The organism is Nocardioidaceae bacterium SCSIO 66511, assembly GCA_023100825.1.
GTDB lineage: Bacteria > Actinomycetota > Actinomycetes > Propionibacteriales > Nocardioidaceae > Solicola.
This window is the reverse complement of sequence record CP095846.1, coordinates 1241492-1263683: the sequence shown is the minus strand read 5'-3', so window position 1 is coordinate 1263683 and position 22192 is coordinate 1241492. Positions and strand designations below refer to the sequence as shown.

The window sequence follows — 22192 nt, the reverse complement described above, 5'->3', positions numbered from 1 at the left end:
GTATCGGCGCGACGATCGTCCCTTCCTCACGAGCCCGCCTTGTATCCCACCCCACGTACGGTGAGAACGATCTGCGGGTGCTCCGGGTCATGCTCGATCTTCGAACGCAGCCGTTGTACGTGGACGTTCACCAGCCGGGTGTCGGCCGCGTGCCGGTATCCCCACACCTGCTCGAGCAGCACCTCGCGGGTGAAGACCTGCCATGGCTTGCGGGCAAGACACAGCAACAGGTCGAACTCGAGCGGCGTCAGGGAGAGTTCTTCGTCGGCACGGGTCACCCGGTGACCCGCGACGTCGATCGACAGGTCGCCGATCGTCAGCGTCTCGGGCGGCGCCTCTTCGAACTGGCGCATCCGGGCGCGGATCCGGGCGATCAACTCCTTCGGCTTGAACGGCTTCACCACGTAGTCGTCGGCGCCCGACTCGAGCCCGAGCACGATGTCGACGGTGTCGCTCTTGGCGGTGAGCATCACGATCGGCACACCCGACTCGGCGCGGATCGCCCGGCACACGTCGATGCCGCCGATGCCCGGGAGCATCAGGTCGAGCAGGATGATGTCCGGCTTGTACTCATGGAACGCCGCGAGCGCGCGGTCGCCCGTACTGCACACGATCGGCTCGAAGCCTTCGTTCTCCAGCACGATCGTCAACATCTCCGACAGTGCGGTGTCGTCGTCGACGACGAGCACCCGCCCGCCGCCGCTCACCTTGTCGCTCGTGGTGTCCACACGTCTCCCTTGCCGAGAAGCCTCATGTCAGTAGCGGTACAGCTCCGATTTGAACGGACCCGCCACATCGAGGCCGAGGTAGTCCGCTTGGTCCTTGCTCAGCTCGGTCAGCTCCACGCCGAGGGACGCGAGATGCAGCCGAGCAACCTCCTCGTCGAGATGCTTGGGGAGGACGTGCACGCCGATCGGATAGTTGTCGCCCTTGGTGTAGAGCTCGATCTGAGCGAGCACCTGGTTCGTGAAGGAGTTCGACATCACGAACGACGGGTGACCGGTCGCGTTGCCGAGGTTGAGCAGCCGCCCCTCCGACAGCACGATGACCGACTTGCCGTCGGAGTACGTCCACACGTCGACCTGAGGCTTGACCTGCTTGCGCTCGACACCCGGCGTGGCGGCGAGGCCGGCCATGTCGATCTCGTTGTCGAAGTGGCCGATGTTGCCGAGGATCGCCTGATGCTTCATCGCGGCGATGTGGTCGGCGGTCACGACGTCCTTGCAGCCGGTCGCCGTGACGACGATGTCGGCCTCGCCGATGACATCGTCGAGGCGTGAGACCTGGTAGCCGTCCATCGCCGCCTGGAGAGCACAGATCGGGTCGATCTCGGTCACGATGACCCGGGCACCCTGGCCGCGCAGCGACTCGGCACAACCCTTGCCGACATCGCCGTAGCCGCAGATCACCGCGACCTTGCCGCCGATCAGCACGTCGGTCGCGCGGTTGATGCCGTCGACGAGCGAATGGCGGCAGCCGTACTTGTTGTCGAACTTGGACTTCGTCACCGAGTCGTTGACGTTGATCGCGGTGAACAGCAGCGTGTTGTCACGAGCGCGTTCGTACAGGCGGTGTACGCCCGTCGTGGTCTCCTCGGTGACGCCCTGGATGTTCTCCGCGACTCGCGTCCACTTCTTCGGGTCGGACTCGAGGGTGCGAGCGAGCACCTTCAGCACCTCTTGCAGCTCGGCGTTGTCGGTGCTCTCGGGCGGGGGTACGACGCCCTTGTCCTCGTACTCCTTGCCGAGGTGCACGAGCATCGTGGCGTCGCCGCCGTCGTCGAGGATCATGTTGGCGTACTGACCTTCGGGCCAGGTCAGGATCTTCTCGGTGCACGACCAGTACTCGGCGAGCGACTCGCCCTTCCAGGCGAACACGGGCACGCCCGCCGGAGCCTCGGGGGTGCCGTCGCGGCCCACCACCACCGCGGCCGCGGCGTGGTCCTGGGTGGAGAAGATGTTGCAGCTCGCCCAGCGCACCTCGGCGCCGAGGTCGATCAGCGTCTCGATCAGCACCGCCGTCTGAACCGTCATGTGCAGGGAACCAGCGATCCGAGCACCGGCAAGCGGCGCGGAGTCGCGGTAGCGTTCGCGCATCGCCATCAGGCCGGGCATCTCGTGCTCGGCCAGGGTGATCTCGGTGCGGCCGTACTCGGCAAGACTCAGGTCGGCGACGTTGTAATCCATGCCGTCAAGCGTAGCGGTCAGGTCGCCGCTCGCCTGCTCGGCGTCGCCGGGTACGTCGGCGACCACCCGCCGCTTCACTTCTCGTCGCGGTCGCCCGCCCCGCTTCCTTCGGCTGGGCAAAAGACGCGGCGACGCGCGGAGGCGGCTCTTCGGTGCGGTTGTTTGGCGGCTGCCCCGCCACTTTGGGGTGGTTGCGGGGCAAGGTGAGGTGCTTCCCAACGACGATTGTCACTGTCCACGGGAAGTGTCCCTTGGGCAGTGACAACTTCCCTTGGGGCGTACGAGTGTGGGGTGCGGCTTGCCTTGGTACCAAGGCAAACCGCAACGACGGTCGGCGCGCGCGACGCGAGCGAGTGGACTCCTGTCACGGTGGCCACGTACGTACCAACGGGCACGGCAACGTGTCACTTTGCACGGTGTGCCTGCCGTGCAAGGTGGAGTTTCACCATGCTTACTTGGTAAAACACCACCCACCCACCACGCAAAAGCCGACCGGAACGCGTTAGCCGGCGGCGAACCCCAGCCGATAGGTGCGCCTCCCGCGTCGCCGCGTCTTTTGCCCGGCCGTCGCAGTAGGGAAAACCGACAGCGCAGAGAATCAGGCAGGCGGGTGGTCGTACCGAAGGGAGAGGGAAAGCCGACAGCGACGAGGACCGCAGTGGCGGGTAGGCGAACCGCAACCGCCAGACCGCCCTACCCGTCGGCGATCGCGATGCCGAGGTACGCCGCGACGTACGTACCGAGGCCGAGCGCCGATGCGTAGCGGGCCAGCGCGGATCCGCCGCCCTCGCTCAGGTACTCGACCGGTACGTCGAAGCGCTGCGCCGCCTCGGCCAGCCGGGTCCGCTCTGCGGTCACCGACTGGTCGTCCGTGCCGTCGTCCACGATCAGTACGCACGGCCTGGCTGCTCCCCCGCCGGACTCGAACGGGTCGGCGAACACGTCCTTCTCCGGAGTCCGCTCCAGCACCGGAAGCAGGTGGTCGACGTCGGCCGCGAACGCAGGCTTGCCCGTCTCTCGGCGTACCGCCTCGGCGATGCGGCGCGCGGCACGAGCGGCCAGCGAGGAGCCGCCCCACAGCAGCGGGACACCGTCACCGAGCGCCAGCGCGAGCAGTTTGGCCGGGTTGGTCGCCGAGTCCACGAACGGCGAGCAACGCGCGGCGACGTCGTCGAGCGATCGCGCGACCGCCTCGCCGTCGACCGCGGGCCCGAGCCGTAGCCGCGCCATCGCCTGCAGCAGCACCACCGCGCCGGCGAGCGAGTCGTCGGATTGGGTCGACAGGACGATGGAGTGCGGCCCGACGGCCCGCTCCTCGATCTGCGATCCGCGTATCGACGTGACGAGTAGCGTCGAGCCACGACGGCGCGCTTCTGCTACCGCGGTTGCGGCGCTCGCATCGTCATGGGCCTGCGCAAGGACGACAACAGTGTCGAGCGGGCCGGCCCACCCAGGCAGCCCAGGACCCGGCCAGGCGACGAACGGCACCGGGCACGTCGATTCGAGTACGGCACGGAGCAACCTCGCGCCCTTGCCCGCGGCGACAACGGCGCGCGGTGGGCTCTGCTCGCCGATCGAGTCGAGCTGCTCTGCCGAGAGCTGCACTTCCGCGCGTACGCGAGCGCCCGCTTCTGCGAGGAACCTGAGGCGTTGATCGGCACGGCTGAGGACCTCGGCGTCGTCGAGCCTGGTGTCGTCGAACATCAGCTGGCGCCGTTGCCGACCGTCATCACCGGTATGCCGTCGCGTACGGCATACGTACGCGCGCAGGATCCGCACACCAACCTGGATGCGTCGTCGTCGACGACCAGGCTCGATCTGCAGACGGGGCAGACGAGGATCTCCAGCAGCGAGTCATCGAGGTTCATCAGACCCAAGGATGCCATCGCGTCATCGTGATGGCAGTGCACCGCACCGTCAGGATGCCCGAATCACCGCGAGCAGCTCATCGCGCAGCGCCTGCATCGACGCATGGTCGAGCGCCTCGACATTGAGCCGAACCACCGGCTCGGTGTTGGACGCTCGTACGTTGAACCACCAGCCCGGATGACGAACCGTGACGCCGTCGAGGTGGTCGACCTCGGTCTCGTCGAGATCGGCGTACGCGGCGGCGACCCGACGCATCGCCTCCGTCTGATCGTTGACGACGCTGTTGATCTCACCGGAGACCGCGTACAGGTTGTACGAGGCGAGCAGCTCCGACAGCGGATTGCCACTCGCTGCCAGCGCACCGAGCACATGCAGCGCCGCGAGCATGCCCGAGTCGGCGAGAAAGAAGTCGGCGAAGTAGAAATGGCCCGAGTGCTCGCCGCCGAAACGGGCGCCGGTACGCGCCATCTCGGCTTTGATCAAGGAGTGGCCGACGGGCGTACGTACGGGAACGCCGCCGCTCGCGACAACTGCCTCGGGTACGGCCCGCGAGCAGATCAAGTTGTACAGGATCGTTGCTCCCGGATGCTCTGCGAGCACCCGCGATGCGATCAGGCAGGTGATCGCCGAGCCGCTCACCACGGCACCCGTCTCGTCTACGACGAAGCAGCGATCCGCGTCGCCGTCGAACGCGAGGCCGAGATCGGCATCGTGCTCGCGGACGGCCGCCTGCAGGTCCACGAGGTTCTCCGGTGCAAGCGGGTTCGGTTCGTGGTTCGGGAACGTGCCGTCGGGCTCGAAGTACAACGGGACAAGGTCGACGGCGACTCTGCCGAACACCTCGGGCACGGTGACCCCGGCAACGGCGTTGGCCGCGTCGACGACCACCTTGAGCCGGCGTCCGTGCACTGGAGCGAGCTCGAGAAGTCGGTCCGCGTACGCGCCGGAGAGGTCGCGCCGCGTCAGCCGACCAGGGGTGTGCGCGACTGGGAAGCGACTTGCCAGCAAGGCCTTTGCGCGTTCGGCGACGTCGGCCAACCCATCTGCTCGGCCGATCGGGCGCGCGCCCCGCCGGGTGAACTTCATGCCGTTGTCGCGTCCGGGGTTGTGGCTCGCGGTGATCATGATTCCGGGTGCGTCGTAGTCGCCGGAGCCGAAGTACAGCAGGTCGGTCGAGCAGACACCGAGGTCGACGACGTCTCGGCCGGCGGCGGTGAGTGCCTCGGCGACGGCCGTCGCAATCGGCTCGGACGTCGTTCGTACATCGCGGCCGAGCAGGACCGGACGGTGCGCATCGGGCTCCACGTACTCGGCGAACGCGCTCGCGTACGCTGCGGCGAGCCTGGCGTCGAGCGGATCGGGCGTCGCGCCCCGCACGTCGTACGCCTTGAGCACCGCGTCGACGCGGTGGTCGTACCCGGTGGTCATGGCTGGTTCGAGCGCAACACCCGAAGGTGACCGCGGCGTCCTACCTCGACGCCGTCGCCCTGTGGTTCGGGCGTCTCGACCGGCCGGGCGGCCTCGCGTACCGCATCGGCCAACGCTTCGAGGTCGTCGTGCGACGGCTGTATCGCCTCGGGATCGGGCGCCAGCCGCAGCACCTCCCAGCCCCGTGGCGCGGACAGGCGCTCGGAGTGGAAATCGCAGAGGTCATAGCTGTGCGGCTCCGCGTAGGTCGCGAGCGGGCCGAGCACTGCGGTCTGATCCGAGTACACGTACGTCAGTGTGGCGATCGCCTGGCGCGTGCAGGCAGTACGTGAACAACGGCGGACTGGACTCACGTGGCAGACGGTACCTGTCGCTCGCCCGGACCGGTCGTTAGGCTCACCGCGATGGAGTCGAAAGCAACGGCCGGTGGCGGCCGGCCGGGTCGGCGGCGCGACCGCCGCGGGCGCGGGATGCGTGGCCCGCTCGCGTTGTCGAGCCCGCTCGCCCCGGCGGGGGTGCCCGCGCAACGATCGCCGTCGGTTGAGTTCGATGAGCTCGTACTGGCCGTCGTCGAGCGGCTCCGCCGCAAGTTCCCCGAGCGCATCGACGCCGTCGACTTCGCCGTCGAGGACCACCCGATACTGCCCGACGAATGGGTACGCCCCGTTCCGTACGCGAGCAGCGTCGCGGAGGGTCCAGATACTCCGGCACGCGTCGTGGTGTTCCGTCGGCCGTTGCTGACGCATTGTGCCGACGCGAGCGATCTCGCCGAGCTGGTACTCGCCACGATCGTCGAGGAGCTTGCGGTCGTGTGGGACATGGACCCCGACGACATCGACCCCCAGCACCGCTGACTCGTCAGCGCAGGGAGCCGACCTCGACGGCCGGGCGTACGACGGTCGCGGGCAGGTCGGCGAGCGGCACCGTGCTCCAGTCGTCACCGTCGCTGAACGTCGCGGCGGCGCGTACGCCCTTACCTTCTGCGGTGAGCGTGACGTACGCGGTGTCGTTCTCTCGCGCTCCGGTGACCTGCAGCGGGTCGAAGGCTCTCGTCTGGCCCGCCTCCAGATCGACGCTGCCCTTGCCCGACTCCTTGCCCTTCGAGTCGTACGCGCGCAGCTGGAGCGTGCTGCTCCCCTTCACCGCCGCGGATGCCGCCGAGACGTCGACCGTGGTTCCGCCGAATCCGACCGGCACGGCGACCGTGCCGGTGACCGGCTCCGCGGAGGTCGCGTACGCGAGGTCGGCCGCGGAGAACGCACGGACCGCGCCCGTCACCGGCACCTCCGACTTGAGCCGCACGGACATGGAGCCGTTTACGACGTTGCCGGGCAGCGCCACCTTCTTGACCGAGCCCGCCCCGACGGACGCGCTCTCGAGTCCGCTCGGCGTCGACTCGCCGTCCTTGCCGAGCACGGTGATCGACACGTTCGCAGCGCGGTCGCTCGGATTCGCGATGATCAGCTCACCGCCGTCCGCGCCGGCGGGCACGCCCGCGACGACCGAATCGGTGGACGGATCGGCTGCCGCCGGCAGGTAGTCGGAGCCCCGATGAGCCGCGAGCTTGCCGGTCGCGTCGAGCACCGATGCGGAGATGGTCCCGCGGCTCGTGGACACCGAAAGCGCCAGCTCGTCCTCTCCGGTGCCGAGGTCGTCCAGCGGCAACCGCTTGGTCTGGCCGGGCTTGACGGGGACGCCCGAACCTCCGACGACGCTGACCTGGCCGTCGGCGCCGTACATCGCGACGTCCACTACCGCGTCGACGTTGCCGGGGTTGGTGAGGACGAGGGTTCCGGAGTGCTCGGCAGTGCTGCCCGCGCCGACGAACCACGACTGAGCATGAGCCGACGGACAGGTCTGTACGGCGAGGCCGGAGCCGGATGCACCCGGTGCCCGGGTCGCGCCGAATGCGGTGCTCATCGGCGCGAGCCCGCCGGAGGCGTCGATGACGACCGCCGAGGTGTCGGCGCCCGGCACCGAGCTCTGCGCCCACTCACCCGGGCCGCCGACCGTCAACGCCCCGATCTTCTTGCCACCTGGCGATTTGGTGGCAGTGTTCGCGCCCTCACCCGATGAGTCGTCGGAGCGCAGGGTCGTACTACCGACCTCGAGCGGCGGCGTATCCGACTCGGTGCCGAACGTCGCACAGGATCGTCCGACCGTCGAGATCGGTGCGGTGCCGGCCACGCCGTCGGTCGCGCTCGGCTCGACGTCGCTCCCGCTCGTACGAGTAGCGGCCAACGCCAACAGTGCCGCGGCGATCACCACGACGACCCCGGCCAGCAACCCGGTCGTACGCGAACCCGTGCCGCTCGACGGCGGTGGCGTGCTGATTCTCCGGCTCATGCTCGCCTCCTACTACGTCGGCCGGGTGTGGCGACCACGAGGACGACCACGAGGACGACGAGCTGCCCCGCGACCATCCACGGCCGAAGCGCGCTGCCGTCGCCATCGGACGGATCTGGTCGCGATTTGAGCATCCACACCCGCGAGTCGGGGACGCTGCTGCCGAACACTTCGAAGCCGGGAGCCGAATCGAATGCGACCGTCAACGACTCGTCGACCGGAGGACGCGCGAAGAATCCCTGAACGCCGTAGTCCGCCAGCTCGTCGACCTCGGCCTGCGTCGGGTCCGACGCCAGTGCGGCGATGAGCGGAGCGAAGTCCGGGTGGTCGTCGGCATCCGGCAGCACCGACTCGTCTCCGAGTCGGGGACCGTCATCGGTGTGTACGTGATAGCTCAGAGCATCACCGTCCGCACCGTCGAGTACGACCACCGACCCGCCCGAATCGGCCGCAGCCGCTGAGACGAACGCGGGCAGGTCGCTCGCATCGCCGCGGTCCACCGCACCGCCGTCGGCGTTGACGAGCCACCACGCGCCCATGAGTACCGGGGCGGATAGGCCGACGACGAGACCGGCGACGCCGAGCGTACGACCCAGCGCGCGTCTGTCATCGGACTGCATACCGTCGAGAGCAATGGCGCCGGCAGCGCCGAGCGCGCTGAGCCAGCACACGGTCACGAATCCGATCCAGGCGGACGCCTCGCCGGACACACCCGGCACCTCGAACGTCGTACCTGCGCCGATGACCGCGAAAGCCAAGCACAGCAGCCCGATCAGCCAGGCCCACAACACCGCCGTACGCCTGCGTCCCGGGATCAGTGCTGCCACGCCGACGATGAGCAGTCCGATACCGAACAACGCCGGCGCGGAGTACGGTCCGCCGGCCTGGCCGAGAGCGACGTCGAGAGCATCGGGCTCCAGCGAACCGAAGCCGCCGTCGGCGAGTCCGGCCTCCCACCACCACATGCGCGGATCGAGCGCGCGCTCCCACATCCACGGGCCGAGCACGCCGAACGGCACCACCGCAGCGAGCGCGAGCGACAGCCATTCGCGCGCATGACCGCGAAGGCCGACGGCGATGAGGAGCCCGCAGATGGTCACGACGTACGCGATCGGTACGAACGCGGTGAGCGCACTCAGCCAGAGTCCGACGCGTAGGCCCTCCTGCCAGCCGCGTCGCAGTGACGACCGCTGCACGAGAGAGATGCCGGCGTTCACGATGACCGGTGCGAGCACCAGCCCGAGCAGGGATCCGAAACGGCCCTGGCCGAGCGCACCTGAAGCGACGACCGCGAAGGCGTAGGCGACCGCCCACGCCGCCTGCAGCCAGCCGGACTGCAGGAACCGCCTCGCGAGCCGGTGCGCAGTGACCGCCGCGAGTGGCACGGCCCCGATGACCACCACGTCGATCACCAAGCCTGGATGGCCGAACGTGAACACCGACAGCAATGCGAGGACGAACGCGTACGGCGGGCCGAAGCGATCACTGCCGAGACCGACGTCGTGCCAGGAGGCGGCGAACGTGCTCCACCAGGCGCCCGTCGAGTCGGGCGCGGGTAGCAGCGCCCCTCCCGACAACAAGCCGGAGCCGATCAGTCCCCAACAGGCGACCAGTGATGCCAACGACAGCACGGCGACGACGCCCGCCCAGGGATGCCTGCGCGCAAACGCCACGATGCCCCGGTCGGGCTCGGCCTCGTCGTCGAGGTCGGCGACGTGGGAGTACTCGACAACGGCCGCCCGTCGCCCGGAGGCATCGGCGTCCGGCGTACGCGTGAGACCCCAGATGACATCGCCGATCTCGTCGACGCCGTGTCGATACGGGATCGACCAGGACGGCAGTAGATGGCGTACGTCGGCCGCGGAAACCGTCGACGTGGCGGCCCGCCGTCGGCGTGCCGCGAGGATCCGCCACGGCCGCGCGTACACCGAGATCAGGGCCGCGATCTCTTGCTGGGCATCGCCGGGAGCCTTGACCAGGACGAGCCCGATCGACCGCAGGACGGTGCCGACGAACAGCCGCAGGAACTGCCAGCAGAAGCCGGGCAGGCTGGCATTGCTCAACAACGTGAACAGGGCGCCCTTGCGTGCGTCGCGACGAGGACGCGGATGCACTCGCCGCGCCGTAGGTCGCTGCGAGCGCGCACTCGCCTCCGCATGGAACATCACCGACCGGGGTACGACGCGCGTACGACCGCCGTGGCGAGCGACTCGCCAGCCGAAGTCGACGTCGTCGAAGTACAACGGCAGCTCGGGGTCGAACCCGTTGAGGGCATCCCACATCTCGCGTTTGACCAGCATTCCGGCGCTGCTCACGGCGAGCACATCGCGCGCACGGTCGTGCTGGCCCTGATCGGGTTCGCCGCGTTCGAGACCCGTCTCGCGGTGGCCGGTGCCGGTGATCGATACTCCGACCTCCAGCAGCCGACGCAACGTCGGCCACTCTCGCACCTTGGGGCCGACCACATCGGCGCCGGATGCGATCGCCTCGTCGAGCAGGCGCTCCAGCGCATCGGGGGCAGGCGCGCAGTCGTCGTGCAGCAGCCAGATCCATTCGGTACGCGCCAGAGAGTCGAGCCCCGCGCGTACGGCGTCACCGAAGCCGGTGCCCGCCGGAACCTCGACGATCGCCGACTCATGGAAGGTGCGCGCCAAGATCTCCGGCGTCTCGTCGGTCGATGTGACGTGGACCGCCATGCCGTGGCTCGCGTGATGGGTCTGCGTGCCGAGTGCCTGCAGCGTCTGCGGCAGCCAGCGAGCACCGTTGTGTGCAACGAGTACCGCAGCAACGGACGGGGGATTCGAGAGCCACGCCTGGTCAGGCGGATTCTCATCCTCGAAAACTGCGGTCATGCATACCTTCGGGTCGGCGTTCGGTCATCTCGGCGAACCCCGTTCACCGGCCGGCGGCCTCCGCTCCCGAACCGGGCGGCATCGCGGCGAACCAGGACTGGAGATCCTGCTTCTCGCGAGCACCACAAAGCCCATCGGGTGACGCAGGCACGCGAACCGAACGTGGGTCGCCGGCGCGGACTGGGGCGTCGACCACTCTAAGGCGTGCGACCAAATACCGCGCAGCGGCGTTGGGCGTTACAGGGCCCACTCGGTCGGCCGAATGGCACCCACCGACAGCGCCGCCGCGCCGTACTCGCCTGGAACACCAGGGCTCAAACGGCGCGGCGTTTGAGCTTTCGGCGTTCGCGCTCCGACAGCCCGCCCCAGATGCCGAACCGTTCGTCGTGCATCAGCGCGTACTCGAGGCATTCGTCGCGTACCTCGCACGTGGTGCAGACGCGTTTTGCCTCTCGCGTCGACCCACCCTTCTCCGGAAAGAACGCTTCCGGATCGGTTTGTGCGCAGAGTGCACGCTCCTGCCAACTCAACTCTTCTTCGGCGTCAACCGGGAGCATCTCTGGCTCTGCCATGGTCTCGCCTCCTCGACCCCTTGTAGACCCCGTTGGTGTGCGTCGCTTCTCCATACCCGAGAGCAAGAAGTAACGACACGTATGAAATTACATGCCTGCAATACCCGAAAGTCAAGCGGAGGCCTGCTATACACATGCCCACACGACTCGCGCCCGCACGTGAACCGTACGGGCGCTGAGTCGAGGATTACCGACCGTGAATCAGGAGCTGGGGTTCCACCAGCCCGGACGGTCGTTGGGCTCCGAACCCTCGGCAGAATCGGTTGAGCCGTCATCGGTGCCATCATCGACGGCAGGGTCGAAGACGCTCGTCTCCTCGGTGCTCGACGCACTGGACTGACCCCACGAGGCGTCATCGGCGTTGTCCTGTGCCGGGCTCCACGCCTGCGTCGTCTGCTCCTCAGGGCGTACCTGACCGTCCCACTGCTGCGGCTCGGGCTGCTGCGGCTGACCCCACGCAGGCTGCGGCGGCTCACTCTGGCCATCCCACTGCCCCGGAGGGTTCTCCTGCGGCTGACCCCAGGACGACTGCTGCGGCGGCTGACCCTGACCGTCCCACTGCTGCGGCTCAGGCTGCTGCGGCTGACCCCACGCAGGCTGCGGCGGCTCACTCTGGCCATCCCACTGCCCCGGAGGGTTCTCCTGCGGCTGACCCCACGACGACTGCTGCGGCGGCTGACCCTGACCGTCCCACTGCTGCGGCTCAGGCTGCTGCGGCTGACCCCACGCAGGCTGCGGTGGCTCACTCTGACCGTCCCACTGCCCCGGAGGGTTCTCCTGCGGCTGACCCCACGACGACTGCTGAGCCGACTCCTGCGGCTGACCCCAGGACGACTGCTGCGGCGGCTGACCCTGACCGTCCCACTGCTGCGGCTCGGGCTGCTGCGGCTGACCCCACGCAGGCTGCGGTGGCTCACTCTGGCCATCCCACTGCCCCGGAGGGTTCTCCTGCGGCTGACCCCACGACGACTGCTGAGCCGACTCCTGCGGCTGACCCCAGGACGACTGCTGCGGCTCGCCCTGGCCGTCCCACTGCCCGGGAGCGTTCTCCTGCGGCTGACCCCACGACGACTGCTGAGGATCGGCCTGCGGCTGGCCCCACGAGGCCTGCTGTGCCGACTCCTGCGGCTGACCCCAGGAGGACTGCTGCGGCTGGCCCTGGCCGTCCCACTGCCCGGGCTGCGGCTGGCCTTGGCCATCCCACTGCCCCGGAGGGTTCTCCTGCGGCTGACCCCACGACGACTGCTGAGCCGACTCCTGCGGCTGACCCCACGAGGCCTGCTGCGGCTGACCCTGGCCATCCCACTGCCCCGGCTGCGGCTGACCTTGGCCGTCCCACTGCTGCTGCGGCGGCTGACCTTGACCGTCCCACTGGCCCGGCTGCGGCTGACCTTGGCCGTCCCACTGCCCCGGCTGCGGCTGGCCCTGGCCGTCCCACTGCTGCGGCTGAGCGCCCCAGGCGCCACCCTGCCCTTGGTTGCCGGCCCACTGCTGCTGCGGCTTCGGAGCCGACGGCAGCGCCTGCAAGGTCGTCAGGCAGAAGTAGATCGCGATACCGACGAAGGCGAGCAGCGCGATCATTGCGAACGAGCCGCCGACCTTCTCTGCACCCGAGAGCCCGCCGAAGCCGGACAACACGCTCATGCCCTGGCCGTCTTCGAGACTGAGACTCGAGATCCAGGTGACGAGGCCGAGCACGGCCATCACGCCGAGCAGCGCGAGCGCGCCGATCGTGATCGTACGAGCCTGTTTCGTCGGCTCCCCGAGGTGCGTGACGAGAAGAACCGCCGCGACGATGAGGAGTACGTAGACCGGATTGACGAAATCGCCTTGCACGATCGAGGCCTTCACTGCGAAGTCGATCTCGCCCGGGCCGAACAACCCGTCGAAGTCCTTGAACAGCAACGACAACGACACCAGAACGAGCGCGGCGACGACGCCGAGCAAGACGAACGCCAAGAGCTCCCGGAGCTTCTTGGTGGATTCGGTAACCACTGTTTCTCCCCACACGAGGTGTTCACGTCCGGCCCTAGCCTGCCACAGGTGCGGACCGCTCGTGAGATCGCGTACCGCAGAATGTGACACATGCATCTCACCGCTTTGTCGGGCGGCATCGGCGGCGCCCGCTTCCTCACGGGGCTGCGTTCCGTGCTCGGCCCGGACGACGATCTGACGGTCATCGGCAACACGGCCGACGACATCTGGCTCTTCGGGCTCAAGGTGTGTCCGGACCTCGACAGCGTCATGTACACGCTCGGCAACGGAATAGACCCCGAGCGCGGCTGGGGCCGTGCCGACGAGACCTGGCACGTCAAGGAGGAGCTCGCTGCGTACGGCGTCGAGCCCACGTGGTTCGGACTCGGTGACCGCGACCTCGCAACCCATGTCGTACGCACCCAGATGCTCGGCGCGGGCTACACGCTCACGCAGGTCACCGAGGCACTGTGCGCGCGCTGGCAACCGGGCGTACGCCTGCTGCCCATGAGCGATGATCGCGTAGAGACACATATCGTCATCGACGACGAGACCGCGGCGAGCGGGCAACGAGTCGTGCATTTCCAGGAGTACTGGGTACGGATGCGCGCCTCTGTTCCGGTCCGTGGCGTGGTCGAGGTCGGCGTCGAGCAGGCGAAGCCAGGCCCTGACGTACTCGACGCAATCGCAAACGCCGACGCGGTGATCGTGCCGCCGTCGAACCCGATCGTGTCCGTCGGGACGATCCTCGCGGTGCCCGGCATCGAAGAAGCGGTACGTACGGCCCGCGGCCCGGTGGTCGGGGTCTCCCCGATCATCGACGGTGCCGCGGTGCGCGGTATGGCCGACCAGCTCCTCGAGGGTCTCGGCGTCGAGGTCAGCACACAGGGTGTCGCCACCCGTTACGGCGCTCGGTCGGCGGGCGGCGTACTCGACGGCTGGCTGGTCGACGCGCGGGACGAGAGCAGCGTTGGTCCGCTCACGGATGCGGGCATCGCAGCGCGCGCAGTGCCCCTGCTGATGACGGATCCGGCCGCGACCGAGCAGCTCGCCCGCGACACCCTCGCCTTGGCGTCCGAGCTGTCCCGATGACCGGCGAGAACTCCGATCTGTCCATCACCGCCGTTCGCGGCATACCCGAGGTCGCCCACGGCGACGATCTCGCCGCACTGATCGCCGAGCACCTCGACCGGCCGCTACGTGCCTACGACGTCGTCGTGGTCACCAGCAAGGTCGTGAGCAAGGCGCTCGGACTCGTCACTCGCGCCGAGCGGGAGTCGTTGGTCGACGAGGCGACCGAACGCGTCGTCGCACGTCGCGGCACGACCCGGATCGTGCGTACGAAACACGGGCTCACCATGGCTGCGGCGGGCATCGACGCCTCCAACGTCGAGATCGGCTCCGCGATCACCTTGCCGGCCGACCCCGACGGCGCGGCCGCCGCATTGCGTACCTCGCTGCTGGAACGCTTTCCCGACGCCGCGAGCGGACTCGGCGTCGTCGTCACCGACACCGCGGGACGACCGTGGCGCATCGGGCAGACCGACCTGGCGATCGGCTGCGCCGGCCTGCTACCGCTGCGCTCGTACGAAGGCCAGTACGACGCGTACGGCAACGAGCTCCGGGTGACGGCACCCGCGATCGCCGACGAGGTCGCGGCCGCCGCCGATCTGGTGACGGGCAAGGTGACCGGGCTCCCCGTCGCGGTGGTGCGCGGGCTGGGCGCGGCCTACTTCTGCGGCGACAACGGTCCGGGAGCGACGGCGTTGGTCCGCGATGACGGCGGAGACCTGTTCGGTCTCGGCGCCAACGAGGCGGTACGACAGGCGGTCGGCACCTCGCCCGGCCGGCCGCGCGGCTTCGCAGACCTCGACGACGATGTCGTCGGCATCGCGCTCGGGCCGGTCGACTCCGAGGTGCTGTCGATCGAGGTGAGCGACGAGTCGATCACGGTCGCCGCAGCGCCGGGCGCCGACCGATCGGAGTGCTTGGTCGCATACGGAGCGTTGCTCGAACGATTTCGGGTGCTCGACCGCGCGTACGGCACGTCACACAGCGCACTGCTACGCCGCGACGTGTGATCAGCCGCTGCTGAAGCGGACCGCGCCGTCCGCGATCGCCGCACCGCATGCGATCCGGGCGCCCGCAATCAGCTCGCAGTCAGCGCCGACAGTCGCCTCGTCGCCGAGCGCCGCGCCGTGAACGACCGTACGCGCGCCGACCCTGGCGTACGGACCGATGACCGATCCGACGACCGTCGCATCGGCTGCAACGACGGCGCCGGCCATGACGACACTGCCCTCGACACGTGCACGCGCCTCGACGACGGCGCCGGCCGAGATCGCCGAGCCGCCGTGTACCGACGCCGAGTCATCGATGTCTGCGCTCGCGTCGATGTGGTGCTCCGCCGGCTGATGCGGGTACGCGGGCGTCGTCACAACGCCGGTCACGATGTCGCGCGATGCCCGGACCAGCGCGTCCGGCGTACCGACGTCGAGCCAGTAGCCGTCGTCGACGTGCCCGATGACGAGGGCACCGGAACGCAGCAGCTCGGGGAAGGTCTCGCGCTCCACCGAGATCGGCGTACCGGGCGGAATCGCGTCGATGGCCGACCCCCGGAACACATAACAACCCGCGTTGACCTGGTGGGTGACCGGATCCGGAGACTTCTCCAGGAATGCGGTGACACGGCCCGTATCGTCGGTCGGCACGCAGCCGTACGACCGCGGGTCGTCGACCGAGACGAGATGCAGGCTGACGTCGGCGCCCGCGTCGTCGAAGGCGGCTGTCTGCGCTGCGATGTCGTGCCCGGAGAGCTGATCGCCGTTCAGCACGACGACCGCTTCGTCGGGGCGTACGCCCATCGACTCGGCCGCGTGGCGGATCGCGCCGCCGGTGCCGAGCGGCTGCTCTTCGGTCTCGACCCGGACGGTGACGCCGATGCCCTTCGCCGCGCTGACGATGGGCTCGAACTGCTCGGCGCGATACGAAGCGGCGAGCACGACCTCATCGATGCCGATCGCAGCGAGCTTGCTGAGCTGATGCAACAGGAACGGAACCCCGGCGACAGGCAGCACGTGCTTGGGGTGGCGAGTGGTCAGTGGACGCAGCCGGGTCCCGAATCCGCCGGCGATGATGATGGCACGCATTGCAGGTCATCGTATCGACCGCCTGCGTCGCGTACCGCGTATGTAGCCTCGGGCACGTGACGATCCCGAAACTCCTCGCCGACGCTGTCTCCCGTGACCCAGCGCGTCCGTTCATCACGTTCTACGACCACGCGAGCGGTGAGCGCGTCGAGTTGAGCCGCGCGACGACCGCCAACTGGGTCGCCAAGACCGCGAACATGCTGCAGGACTCGCTTGCGGCGAGCGCGGGGGCCTCGATCGCCGTCGATCTCCCGCCGCATTGGGAGCGTGCCGTATGGCTGCTCGCCGCCTGGGAGGTCGGATGCGTCGTGCGGCTGGGTGCACCTGACGCGGCGACCGATGTCGCGGTGGTCGGACCGGACGCATTGGACACCGATCTGCCCGACGCGGACGAGGTGGTCGCACTGTCGTTGCGCCCGCTCGGTGCGCGGTTCCAGACGGCGCTGCCGGCAGGCGTGACCGACTACAACGCCGACGTACTGGGCCACGGTGACCGCTTCGCTGCGTACGACCCGCCGACTCCCGATGCGCCGGCAGCCGTGCTCGACGGCACGGTCCACAGCCACGCGGAGTGCGTCACCGCGGCGTCCGCGCGCGCCGAGCGGTGGGCCCGCCCGGAGCCACGCGTGCTCGTCGCGGGTACGACCGGCGACCACGACTCGGTCGACATCCTGCTCGGTGCGCTGAGCGCCGATGCGTCGTTGGTGCTGGTCGCCGAGCCGGACCCGGCGCGGCTGGAGTCACTGACCGCCGACGAGCACGTCACGGACACCGATCCACCGCCGCAGTGAGTCAGAAGTCTGCGGCGCCGTCGGGGTCGAGGTCCTCGTCGGCGTCGTAGTGCAGCCGCTTCGCCGCATCGTCGACCGAGCCGTCGAACACCAGGCGGCCGCGCTCGAGGACGAGTGCCCGATCGCACAGTTTGCGTACCTGGTTGGTGTTGTGGCTGACGAAGAGCACCGTGCGGCCCTCGGCGCGGATCTCATGGATGCGCTTCATGCACTTCTTCTTGAACGGCGGATCGCCCACCGCAAGGACCTCGTCGATGATGAACACATCGGAGTCGGCGGCGATCGCGACCGCGAACCCCAGACGCGCCTTCATACCCGACGAGTAGTGCTGAACGGGTGTGTCGAGGAACTTCTCGATCTGCGCGAAGTCGAGGATCTCGTCGAACTTCGCGTTGGTCTCGGCTTCGCTCATACCGTTCAGGGCGGCGTTCAGGTAGATGTTCTCGCGTCCGGACAGCTGCTTCTGGAACCCCGCCGAGATCTCGATCAGACCCGCAACGCGGCCGCGTACGAGAACCTCACCCGAGTCGGGCCGGAGCACGCCGTTGATCAGCCGCAGCATGGTCGACTTACCGGAGCCGTTCAGCCCCATCAGGCCGATCGACTGGCCCTCCTGTACGTCGAAGGAGACGTCGTCGATCGCCATGAACGACTCGTTGATCGCCACGCCTTTGCGCGCCGCAACCAGCCGCTGCTTGAGCGTACGCGCGTTGTGCAGGCTGAACTTCTTGGAAACGTGGTCGACGACCACCGACTGCGCCATCAGATGTACTCCGCGAATCTGCCCTCGAGGCGAGAGAACACCCGCTGGGCGACGAAGACAAGTAGCACCAGGACCACGAGCATGATGCTGCCCTTGAGCAGCAGGTGGTCGGGCATCGTTCCGGGTGCGGGGTTGTCGACGGTCTCGTACCAGAAACCCCGCTGGGTCAACAGAACCGCCATCGCGATCGGGTTGAACTGGTACGGAACGCTCACGGCGGGGCCGAGGTCGACTACGTTCGTCCACGGATAGATCATCGTCGTGAACCACATGACCATCTGCGAGATCGTCTGCGAGAAGTTGTTGAAGTCGCGGTAGACGACGTTGAGCGCGCCGGCGATCAGCGAGTAGATCAGCCCGAACAACCAGATGATCGCAAAGCCCAGCAGCGCGGCCACGACGCCGTACACCGAGACCGACCAGCCCGCGAAGATGCAGGCGCCGATCAGGATCACGTACTGCGGCAAGGTGTGGTACGACGAAACCAGCAGCGAGGTCATCGGAAGCATCTCGCGCGGTACGTTCATCTTGCCGACGAGCTGCCGGTTGCCGGTGATCGACTTGGTGCCGGAGTTCATCGACTCGGTCGCCATGTGCACGATGATCAGCCCGCACAGGATGTGCAGCGGGAAGTGATCGACCTGCTTGCCCATCTTCAGGCCGATGCCGATCACGGTGAGGTACATCACGAACCGGAAACCCGGTTTGATGTAGCTCCAGAGCAGCCCGAGCAGGCTGACCTGGTAGCGGTTCTTGAGCTCCTTCTGAACGAGTAGCTTCAGCAGGTAGCGGCGGCGGAAGACCCCGAACAGGCCGCTGGACTCGCCGGGAGGCCGCAGCGGGCCGTGCGGGTGATCGTCCGCGCGCTCAGGCGCCATCGTCATGACGAGGTACTCGTACTTTCTCCTGGCTCGCTCTCGGCCGACGCCTTCTCGGCACCGCTGGTCGGGAGGGTTGCGTTGGCCTCGGACTCGGCGAACGTACGCTCCCAGGCCTCCCAGCCGGTCAGCTCGTCGATCGCGGCGCGGTACTGGCGCACCAGATGCGGCCACTCGCGATGCAGCCGCTCGTGCAGGCTGATCGTACGGGTGAGCAGATGCCGGAACGCATCGCGGTCGCGCTTGTACCACGACGCCGACGTGCCATCGGTGGTCGAGACGATCGCCGAGTCGAACTGCGCGAGGCGCCACCAGGCTGCATCCGACGCAGCCACCTGGGCTTCGGGGTTGAAGTCGGCTTCGGCGCGGGTCGGTCGGAACTGCTTGATGCCAGACATTCCCGCGGCGATCACTCTGCCGAGACGACCACTGATATCGCCGGCGTCGCGACCGCGCTTCGGCGGCTTACGCAGGCGTACGCGCGGGAAGCGGTCGGGATGCGGCGCCATCTGGGCATCGGTGTAGGTGGCGCGCTTCGCGCGTACCTCGGCGAGTTTGGAGCCGATCTCCGCGTGCAGGTGATCGGGCCCGCGCAGGATGTCCTCGAGCGCGTCGAGACGCAGCTCGGCCGTGGAGTACTGCATCGACAGCAGGTGCTTGATCTGGTGCCGGAAGCTCTGCCGGATCAGGCTGCCGCTGCGGTCGTACGGCGAGTGCAGCAACGCGGCGACCGTACGGTTGCGCTGGTGGTAGTACGCCTGCCAGTCGAGTGCGTCGTTCTTATCGGTCCACGGGACGTGCCACACCGCGACGCCGGGCATGGAAACGGTCTGGAATCCGGCCTCGCGGGCGCGGATGCCGTACTCGGAGTCGTCCCATTTGATGAACAACGGCAAGCCGAGACCGATCTCGTCGATCACCGTGCGCGGGATGAGGCACATCCACCAGCCGTTGAAGTCGACGTCGACCCGGCGGTGCATCCAGCCGGTGCTGCGCAGGCCGTGCGCACCGAAGTCGTGCTCGGGGTGTACGTGCGGCGCGGGACCCCACCAGAAGTGGTAGAGGTTGACCTTCTCGCCGAAGCTGTGCAGCTGCGAGCGCTTGTAGAGGCTGAACATGTGCCCGCCGACGATCGTCGGGTTGGTGCACAGGTCGCCGAACACCAGCGCCCGCAGAATGCTCTCGGTCTCGGCGACGATGTCGTCATCGAGCAGCAGCACGTAGTCGCTGACGCCCGCCTTGGCGGTCTCGTACTGTGCCCGGGCGAAGCCGCCCGAACCGCCGATGTTGCCCTGGTCGATCATCCGCAGCTTGTCGCCGAGCGCGGTCGAGACCTCGCCGAACATCGGCTCGTCGGCGACCTTCTTGTTGCCCTGGTCGACGACGATCAGCTCGTCGATGCGCTCCAGAACGTCCTTGTCATCGGCGATCTGACCGAGCAGCTCGACACACGAGTCGGGCCGGTTGTACGTGGTGATGCCGATCGTGACGCTGCCCTGCCCCGCCCGCTCGACGGGTACGTCGGCGCACCAGGCGGCCTCCTCGAGGACCGCGTCGTCGCCGCCGGCGAAGACGTCGAACCAGTACCAACCGCCGTCGGCGAACGGCTTCAGCGACAGGTTGAAGCTGAACTCGCCCGTCGGGTCGTCGTCGGTGTTCGCCGAGTCGACGCGCTGCGAGCGCCCGTCGGGCGTCGACCGGTAGACGATGACGGAGGCGTCACCGCGTACGCGCACCCGCAGGATCACCTCGGAGAGCACCGACCACATGCGCCAGTAGCTGGCCGCGAAGCCGTTGAAGTACGTGCCGAACGACGCGCGCTGGTCGGCCGCGATCCGCATCCGGTGCCGGCCGAGGACGTTTTCGGGACGACGCGCCGACTGCATCGCATCGAACGCCGGTGTCGCACCGTCCTTGCCGCCGCTGCCACGCGCCGAGCCGGCCTTGTCGTTGCTGGTCATCAGCATGCCCGCGCTGTAGTCGACGTAAAGCGGCATCACGTCGAGGTCGCGGTCGGCCGGGAACACGACACGCTGCAGCACCCGGCGTACGGTCTGCGGCTCGGCGGTCTCTGCCTGTGGCTGGTCCGCCGGTGTCTCGGTCTGCGTCATGCCTCTACTCCTCCGCTTTCGAAGGTGGCGCCCTCTGCGAAGTACGGACGTACCTTGTTGTCGAACATGGAAAGCGCCGAGCCGATCGCCATGTGCATGTCGAGATACTTGTACGTGCCGAGCCGCCCGCCGAACAGCACCTGCTTCTGTGCCCTCGCGAGGTCGCGGTACTTGAGGAGCTTCTCGCGGTCCTCGGCGGTGTTGATCGGGTAGTACGGCTCGTCACCCTTGACCGCGAAGCGGGAGAACTCCCGCATGATGACGGTCTTGTCGTTCGGGTAGTCGCGCTCGGGGTGGAAGTGACGCGGTTCGATGATCCGGGTGTACGGGACGTCCTCGTCGGCGTAGTTCATCACCGACGTGCCCTGGAAGTCGCCGACCGGCTTGACCTCGTACTCGAAGTCGATGGTGCGCCACGACAGGTCACCGGCGGAGTAGTCGAAGTACTGGTCGACCGGACCGGTGTAGACGACCGGTACGTTGCCGACGAGGTCGTCGCGCAGATCGAAGAAGTCGGTCTCGAGCTTGACCTCGATGTTCGGGTGGTCGGCCATCCGGGTGAGCCACGCGGTGTAGCCGTCGGTGGGCAGACCCTCGTAGGTGTCGTTGAAGTAGCGGTTGTCGAAGTTGTAGCGGACCGGCAGCCGGGTCAGCGTCGCGCCGGGCAGCTCCTTCGGATCGGTCTGCCACTGTTTGAGGGTGTAACCGCGGAAGAACGCCTCGTACAGCGGGCGGCCGACCAGCGAGATGCCCTTGTCCTCGAAGCTCTCTGCGGTCTTGCCGTCGATCTCGGCGGCCTGCTCGGCGACGAGGGCGCGTGCTTCGTCGGGGCTCATCGCCTTGCCGAAGTACTCGCAGATCGTGGCGAGGTTGACCGGCATCGGGTAGACGCGGCCCTTGAAGATGGTGAACACCTTGTGTTGGTAGCCGGTGAACGACGTGAACCGGTTGACGTACTCCCACACCCGCTTGTTGGAGGTGTGGAACAGGTGAGCGCCGTACTTGTGCACCTCGATCCCGGTGTCCGGGTCGGGCTCGCTGTACGCGTTGCCACCGATGTGGTGACGGCGGTCGAGCATGAGCACCTTGAGACCGAGCTCGTTCGCGCAGCGTTCGGCGATGGTCAGCCCGAACAGGCCGGATCCGACCACCACGAGATCAGCGTTCACGTTGAGTACTCCACCTTTTCGATTGGGATTCGAGGCCATCGGCGAGACACAGCTGCGAGCCGCCTGGCGCCGGACAGTCTAAGAGGTCGCGCCAACAGGGTACG

The 22192-nt window shown here is 68.0% G+C and carries 19 protein-coding genes; 4 read left to right on the top strand and 15 right to left on the bottom strand.

From position 1 onward, the window contains the following. Window positions 1–26 precede the first annotated feature (26 nt). The 6 genes from mtrA to MU582_05830 all read right to left on the bottom strand — a co-directional run bounded on the left by mtrA (window position 27) and on the right by MU582_05830 (window position 5836). Window positions 27–653, bottom strand: a complete 627-nt coding sequence (gene mtrA, locus MU582_05855; GenBank protein ID UPK77118.1) for an MtrAB system response regulator MtrA — start codon at window positions 651–653, stop codon at window positions 27–29. 102 nt (window positions 654–755) lie between these two features. After that, window positions 756–2186 (bottom strand): adenosylhomocysteinase, encoded by a 1431-nt coding sequence (gene ahcY / locus MU582_05850; protein UPK77117.1) that lies wholly within the window; start codon window positions 2184–2186, stop codon window positions 756–758. A 693-nt stretch (window positions 2187–2879) separates the two neighbouring features. Beyond that, a complete protein-coding gene (locus tag MU582_05845; protein UPK76163.1) occupies window positions 2880–3890 on the bottom strand; it encodes a hypothetical protein in 1011 nt (336 codons plus the stop codon). Continuing rightward, window positions 3890–4072, bottom strand: coding sequence for a Trm112 family protein (locus MU582_05840; protein UPK76162.1), 183 nt, complete (start codon window positions 4070–4072; stop codon window positions 3890–3892). The genes MU582_05845 and MU582_05840 overlap by 1 nt, the downstream gene beginning before the upstream one ends. A gap of 31 nt (window positions 4073–4103) precedes the next feature. Then, window positions 4104–5483, bottom strand: coding sequence for a phosphomannomutase/phosphoglucomutase (gene manB, locus MU582_05835; protein ID UPK76161.1), 1380 nt, complete (start codon window positions 5481–5483; stop codon window positions 4104–4106). Then, window positions 5480–5836 (bottom strand): DUF3499 domain-containing protein, encoded by a 357-nt coding sequence (locus tag MU582_05830; GenBank protein ID UPK76160.1) that lies wholly within the window; start codon window positions 5834–5836, stop codon window positions 5480–5482. The genes manB and MU582_05830 overlap by 4 nt, the downstream gene beginning before the upstream one ends. Before the next feature lie 51 nt (window positions 5837–5887). Between MU582_05830 and MU582_05825 the strand changes: the two genes are divergently transcribed. Next, a complete protein-coding gene (locus tag MU582_05825; protein UPK76159.1) occupies window positions 5888–6337 on the top strand; it encodes a metallopeptidase family protein in 450 nt (149 codons plus the stop codon). A 4-nt stretch (window positions 6338–6341) separates the two neighbouring features. On the opposite strand, the gene MU582_05820 is transcribed toward MU582_05825, so the two are convergent. From MU582_05820 to MU582_05805, 4 genes are all read right to left on the bottom strand, one after another. Beyond that, window positions 6342–7829: a DUF5719 family protein gene (locus MU582_05820; protein ID UPK76158.1), complete on the bottom strand. Its 1488-nt coding sequence runs from the start codon at window positions 7827–7829 to the stop codon at window positions 6342–6344. Beyond that, complete coding sequence (locus MU582_05815) at window positions 7826–10681, bottom strand: glycosyltransferase family 2 protein (protein ID UPK76157.1); 2856 nt, start codon at window positions 10679–10681, stop codon at window positions 7826–7828. Before MU582_05815 ends, MU582_05820 begins: the two co-directional genes overlap by 4 nt. A gap of 314 nt (window positions 10682–10995) precedes the next feature. Continuing rightward, entirely contained in the window at window positions 10996–11253 is a 258-nt protein-coding gene (locus tag MU582_05810; GenBank protein ID UPK76156.1) for a WhiB family transcriptional regulator, read from the bottom strand. A 201-nt stretch (window positions 11254–11454) separates the two neighbouring features. Further along, window positions 11455–13248, bottom strand: a complete 1794-nt coding sequence (locus MU582_05805; GenBank protein UPK76155.1) for a hypothetical protein — start codon at window positions 13246–13248, stop codon at window positions 11455–11457. Between the two features lie 90 nt (window positions 13249–13338). Here MU582_05805 and cofD point away from each other — a divergent pair, with 90 nt between their 5' ends. Further along, window positions 13339–14319, top strand: a complete 981-nt coding sequence (gene cofD / locus MU582_05800; GenBank protein UPK76154.1) for a 2-phospho-L-lactate transferase — start codon at window positions 13339–13341, stop codon at window positions 14317–14319. Then, the gene (gene cofE / locus MU582_05795; GenBank protein ID UPK76153.1) at window positions 14316–15308 is read left to right on the top strand and encodes a coenzyme F420-0:L-glutamate ligase; all 993 of its coding nucleotides are present in this window, start codon (window positions 14316–14318) and stop codon (window positions 15306–15308) included. Before cofD ends, cofE begins: the two co-directional genes overlap by 4 nt. On the opposite strand, the gene MU582_05790 is transcribed toward cofE, so the two are convergent. Then, window positions 15309–16376 carry an NDP-sugar synthase gene (locus MU582_05790; protein ID UPK76152.1) on the bottom strand — a complete coding sequence of 356 codons (1068 nt, stop codon included), beginning with the start codon at window positions 16374–16376 and terminating at the stop codon, window positions 15309–15311. Window positions 16377–16432: 56 nt separating this feature from the next. On the opposite strand from MU582_05790, the gene MU582_05785 reads away from it, so the two are divergent. Further along, on the top strand, window positions 16433–17167 hold the full coding sequence (locus tag MU582_05785; protein UPK76151.1) for a TIGR03089 family protein: 735 nt from the start codon (window positions 16433–16435) through the stop codon (window positions 17165–17167). A gap of 1 nt (window position 17168) precedes the next feature. Here the strand turns inward: MU582_05785 and MU582_05780 are convergent, their stop codons facing one another. From MU582_05780 to glf, 4 genes are read right to left on the bottom strand one after another with little or no spacing between them, the layout of a single operon-like run. Further along, window positions 17169–17930, bottom strand: a complete 762-nt coding sequence (locus MU582_05780; protein ID UPK76150.1) for an ABC transporter ATP-binding protein — start codon at window positions 17928–17930, stop codon at window positions 17169–17171. Then, window positions 17930–18814, bottom strand: coding sequence for an ABC transporter permease (locus MU582_05775; protein UPK76149.1), 885 nt, complete (start codon window positions 18812–18814; stop codon window positions 17930–17932). The genes MU582_05780 and MU582_05775 overlap by 1 nt, the downstream gene beginning before the upstream one ends. Beyond that, entirely contained in the window at window positions 18811–20919 is a 2109-nt protein-coding gene (locus MU582_05770) for a glycosyltransferase (GenBank protein ID UPK76148.1), read from the bottom strand. The genes MU582_05775 and MU582_05770 overlap by 4 nt, the downstream gene beginning before the upstream one ends. After that, entirely contained in the window at window positions 20916–22088 is a 1173-nt protein-coding gene (gene glf, locus MU582_05765; GenBank protein UPK76147.1) for a UDP-galactopyranose mutase, read from the bottom strand. Before glf ends, MU582_05770 begins: the two co-directional genes overlap by 4 nt. Window positions 22089–22192 lie beyond the last annotated feature (104 nt).

Bases quoted from the DNA above. Each gene is read 5' to 3' on its own strand.
- MU582_05780 (UPK76150.1), bottom strand. From the start codon at position 17,930: ATGGCGCAGTCGGTGGTCGTCGACCACGTTTCCAAGAAGTTCAGCCTG.
- MU582_05810 (UPK76156.1), bottom strand. From the start codon at position 11,253: ATGGCAGAGCCAGAGATGCTCCCGGTTGACGCCGAAGAAGAGTTGAGT.
- MU582_05815 (UPK76157.1), bottom strand. From the start codon at position 10,681: ATGACCGCAGTTTTCGAGGATGAGAATCCGCCTGACCAGGCGTGGCTC.
- manB (UPK76161.1), bottom strand. From the start codon at position 5,483: ATGACCACCGGGTACGACCACCGCGTCGACGCGGTGCTCAAGGCGTAC.
- MU582_05790 (UPK76152.1), bottom strand. From the start codon at position 16,376: ATGCGTGCCATCATCATCGCCGGCGGATTCGGGACCCGGCTGCGTCCA.
- cofD (UPK76154.1), top strand. From the start codon at position 13,339: ATGCATCTCACCGCTTTGTCGGGCGGCATCGGCGGCGCCCGCTTCCTC.
- MU582_05825 (UPK76159.1), top strand. From the start codon at position 5,888: ATGGAGTCGAAAGCAACGGCCGGTGGCGGCCGGCCGGGTCGGCGGCGC.
- MU582_05770 (UPK76148.1), bottom strand. From the start codon at position 20,919: ATGACGCAGACCGAGACACCGGCGGACCAGCCACAGGCAGAGACCGCC.
- MU582_05840 (UPK76162.1), bottom strand. From the start codon at position 4,072: ATGGCATCCTTGGGTCTGATGAACCTCGATGACTCGCTGCTGGAGATC.
- MU582_05845 (UPK76163.1), bottom strand. From the start codon at position 3,890: ATGTTCGACGACACCAGGCTCGACGACGCCGAGGTCCTCAGCCGTGCC.
- ahcY (UPK77117.1), bottom strand. From the start codon at position 2,186: ATGGATTACAACGTCGCCGACCTGAGTCTTGCCGAGTACGGCCGCACC.
- cofE (UPK76153.1), top strand. From the start codon at position 14,316: ATGACCGGCGAGAACTCCGATCTGTCCATCACCGCCGTTCGCGGCATA.
- MU582_05820 (UPK76158.1), bottom strand. From the start codon at position 7,829: ATGAGCCGGAGAATCAGCACGCCACCGCCGTCGAGCGGCACGGGTTCG.
- MU582_05775 (UPK76149.1), bottom strand. From the start codon at position 18,814: ATGACGATGGCGCCTGAGCGCGCGGACGATCACCCGCACGGCCCGCTG.
- mtrA (UPK77118.1), bottom strand. From the start codon at position 653: ATGTTGACGATCGTGCTGGAGAACGAAGGCTTCGAGCCGATCGTGTGC.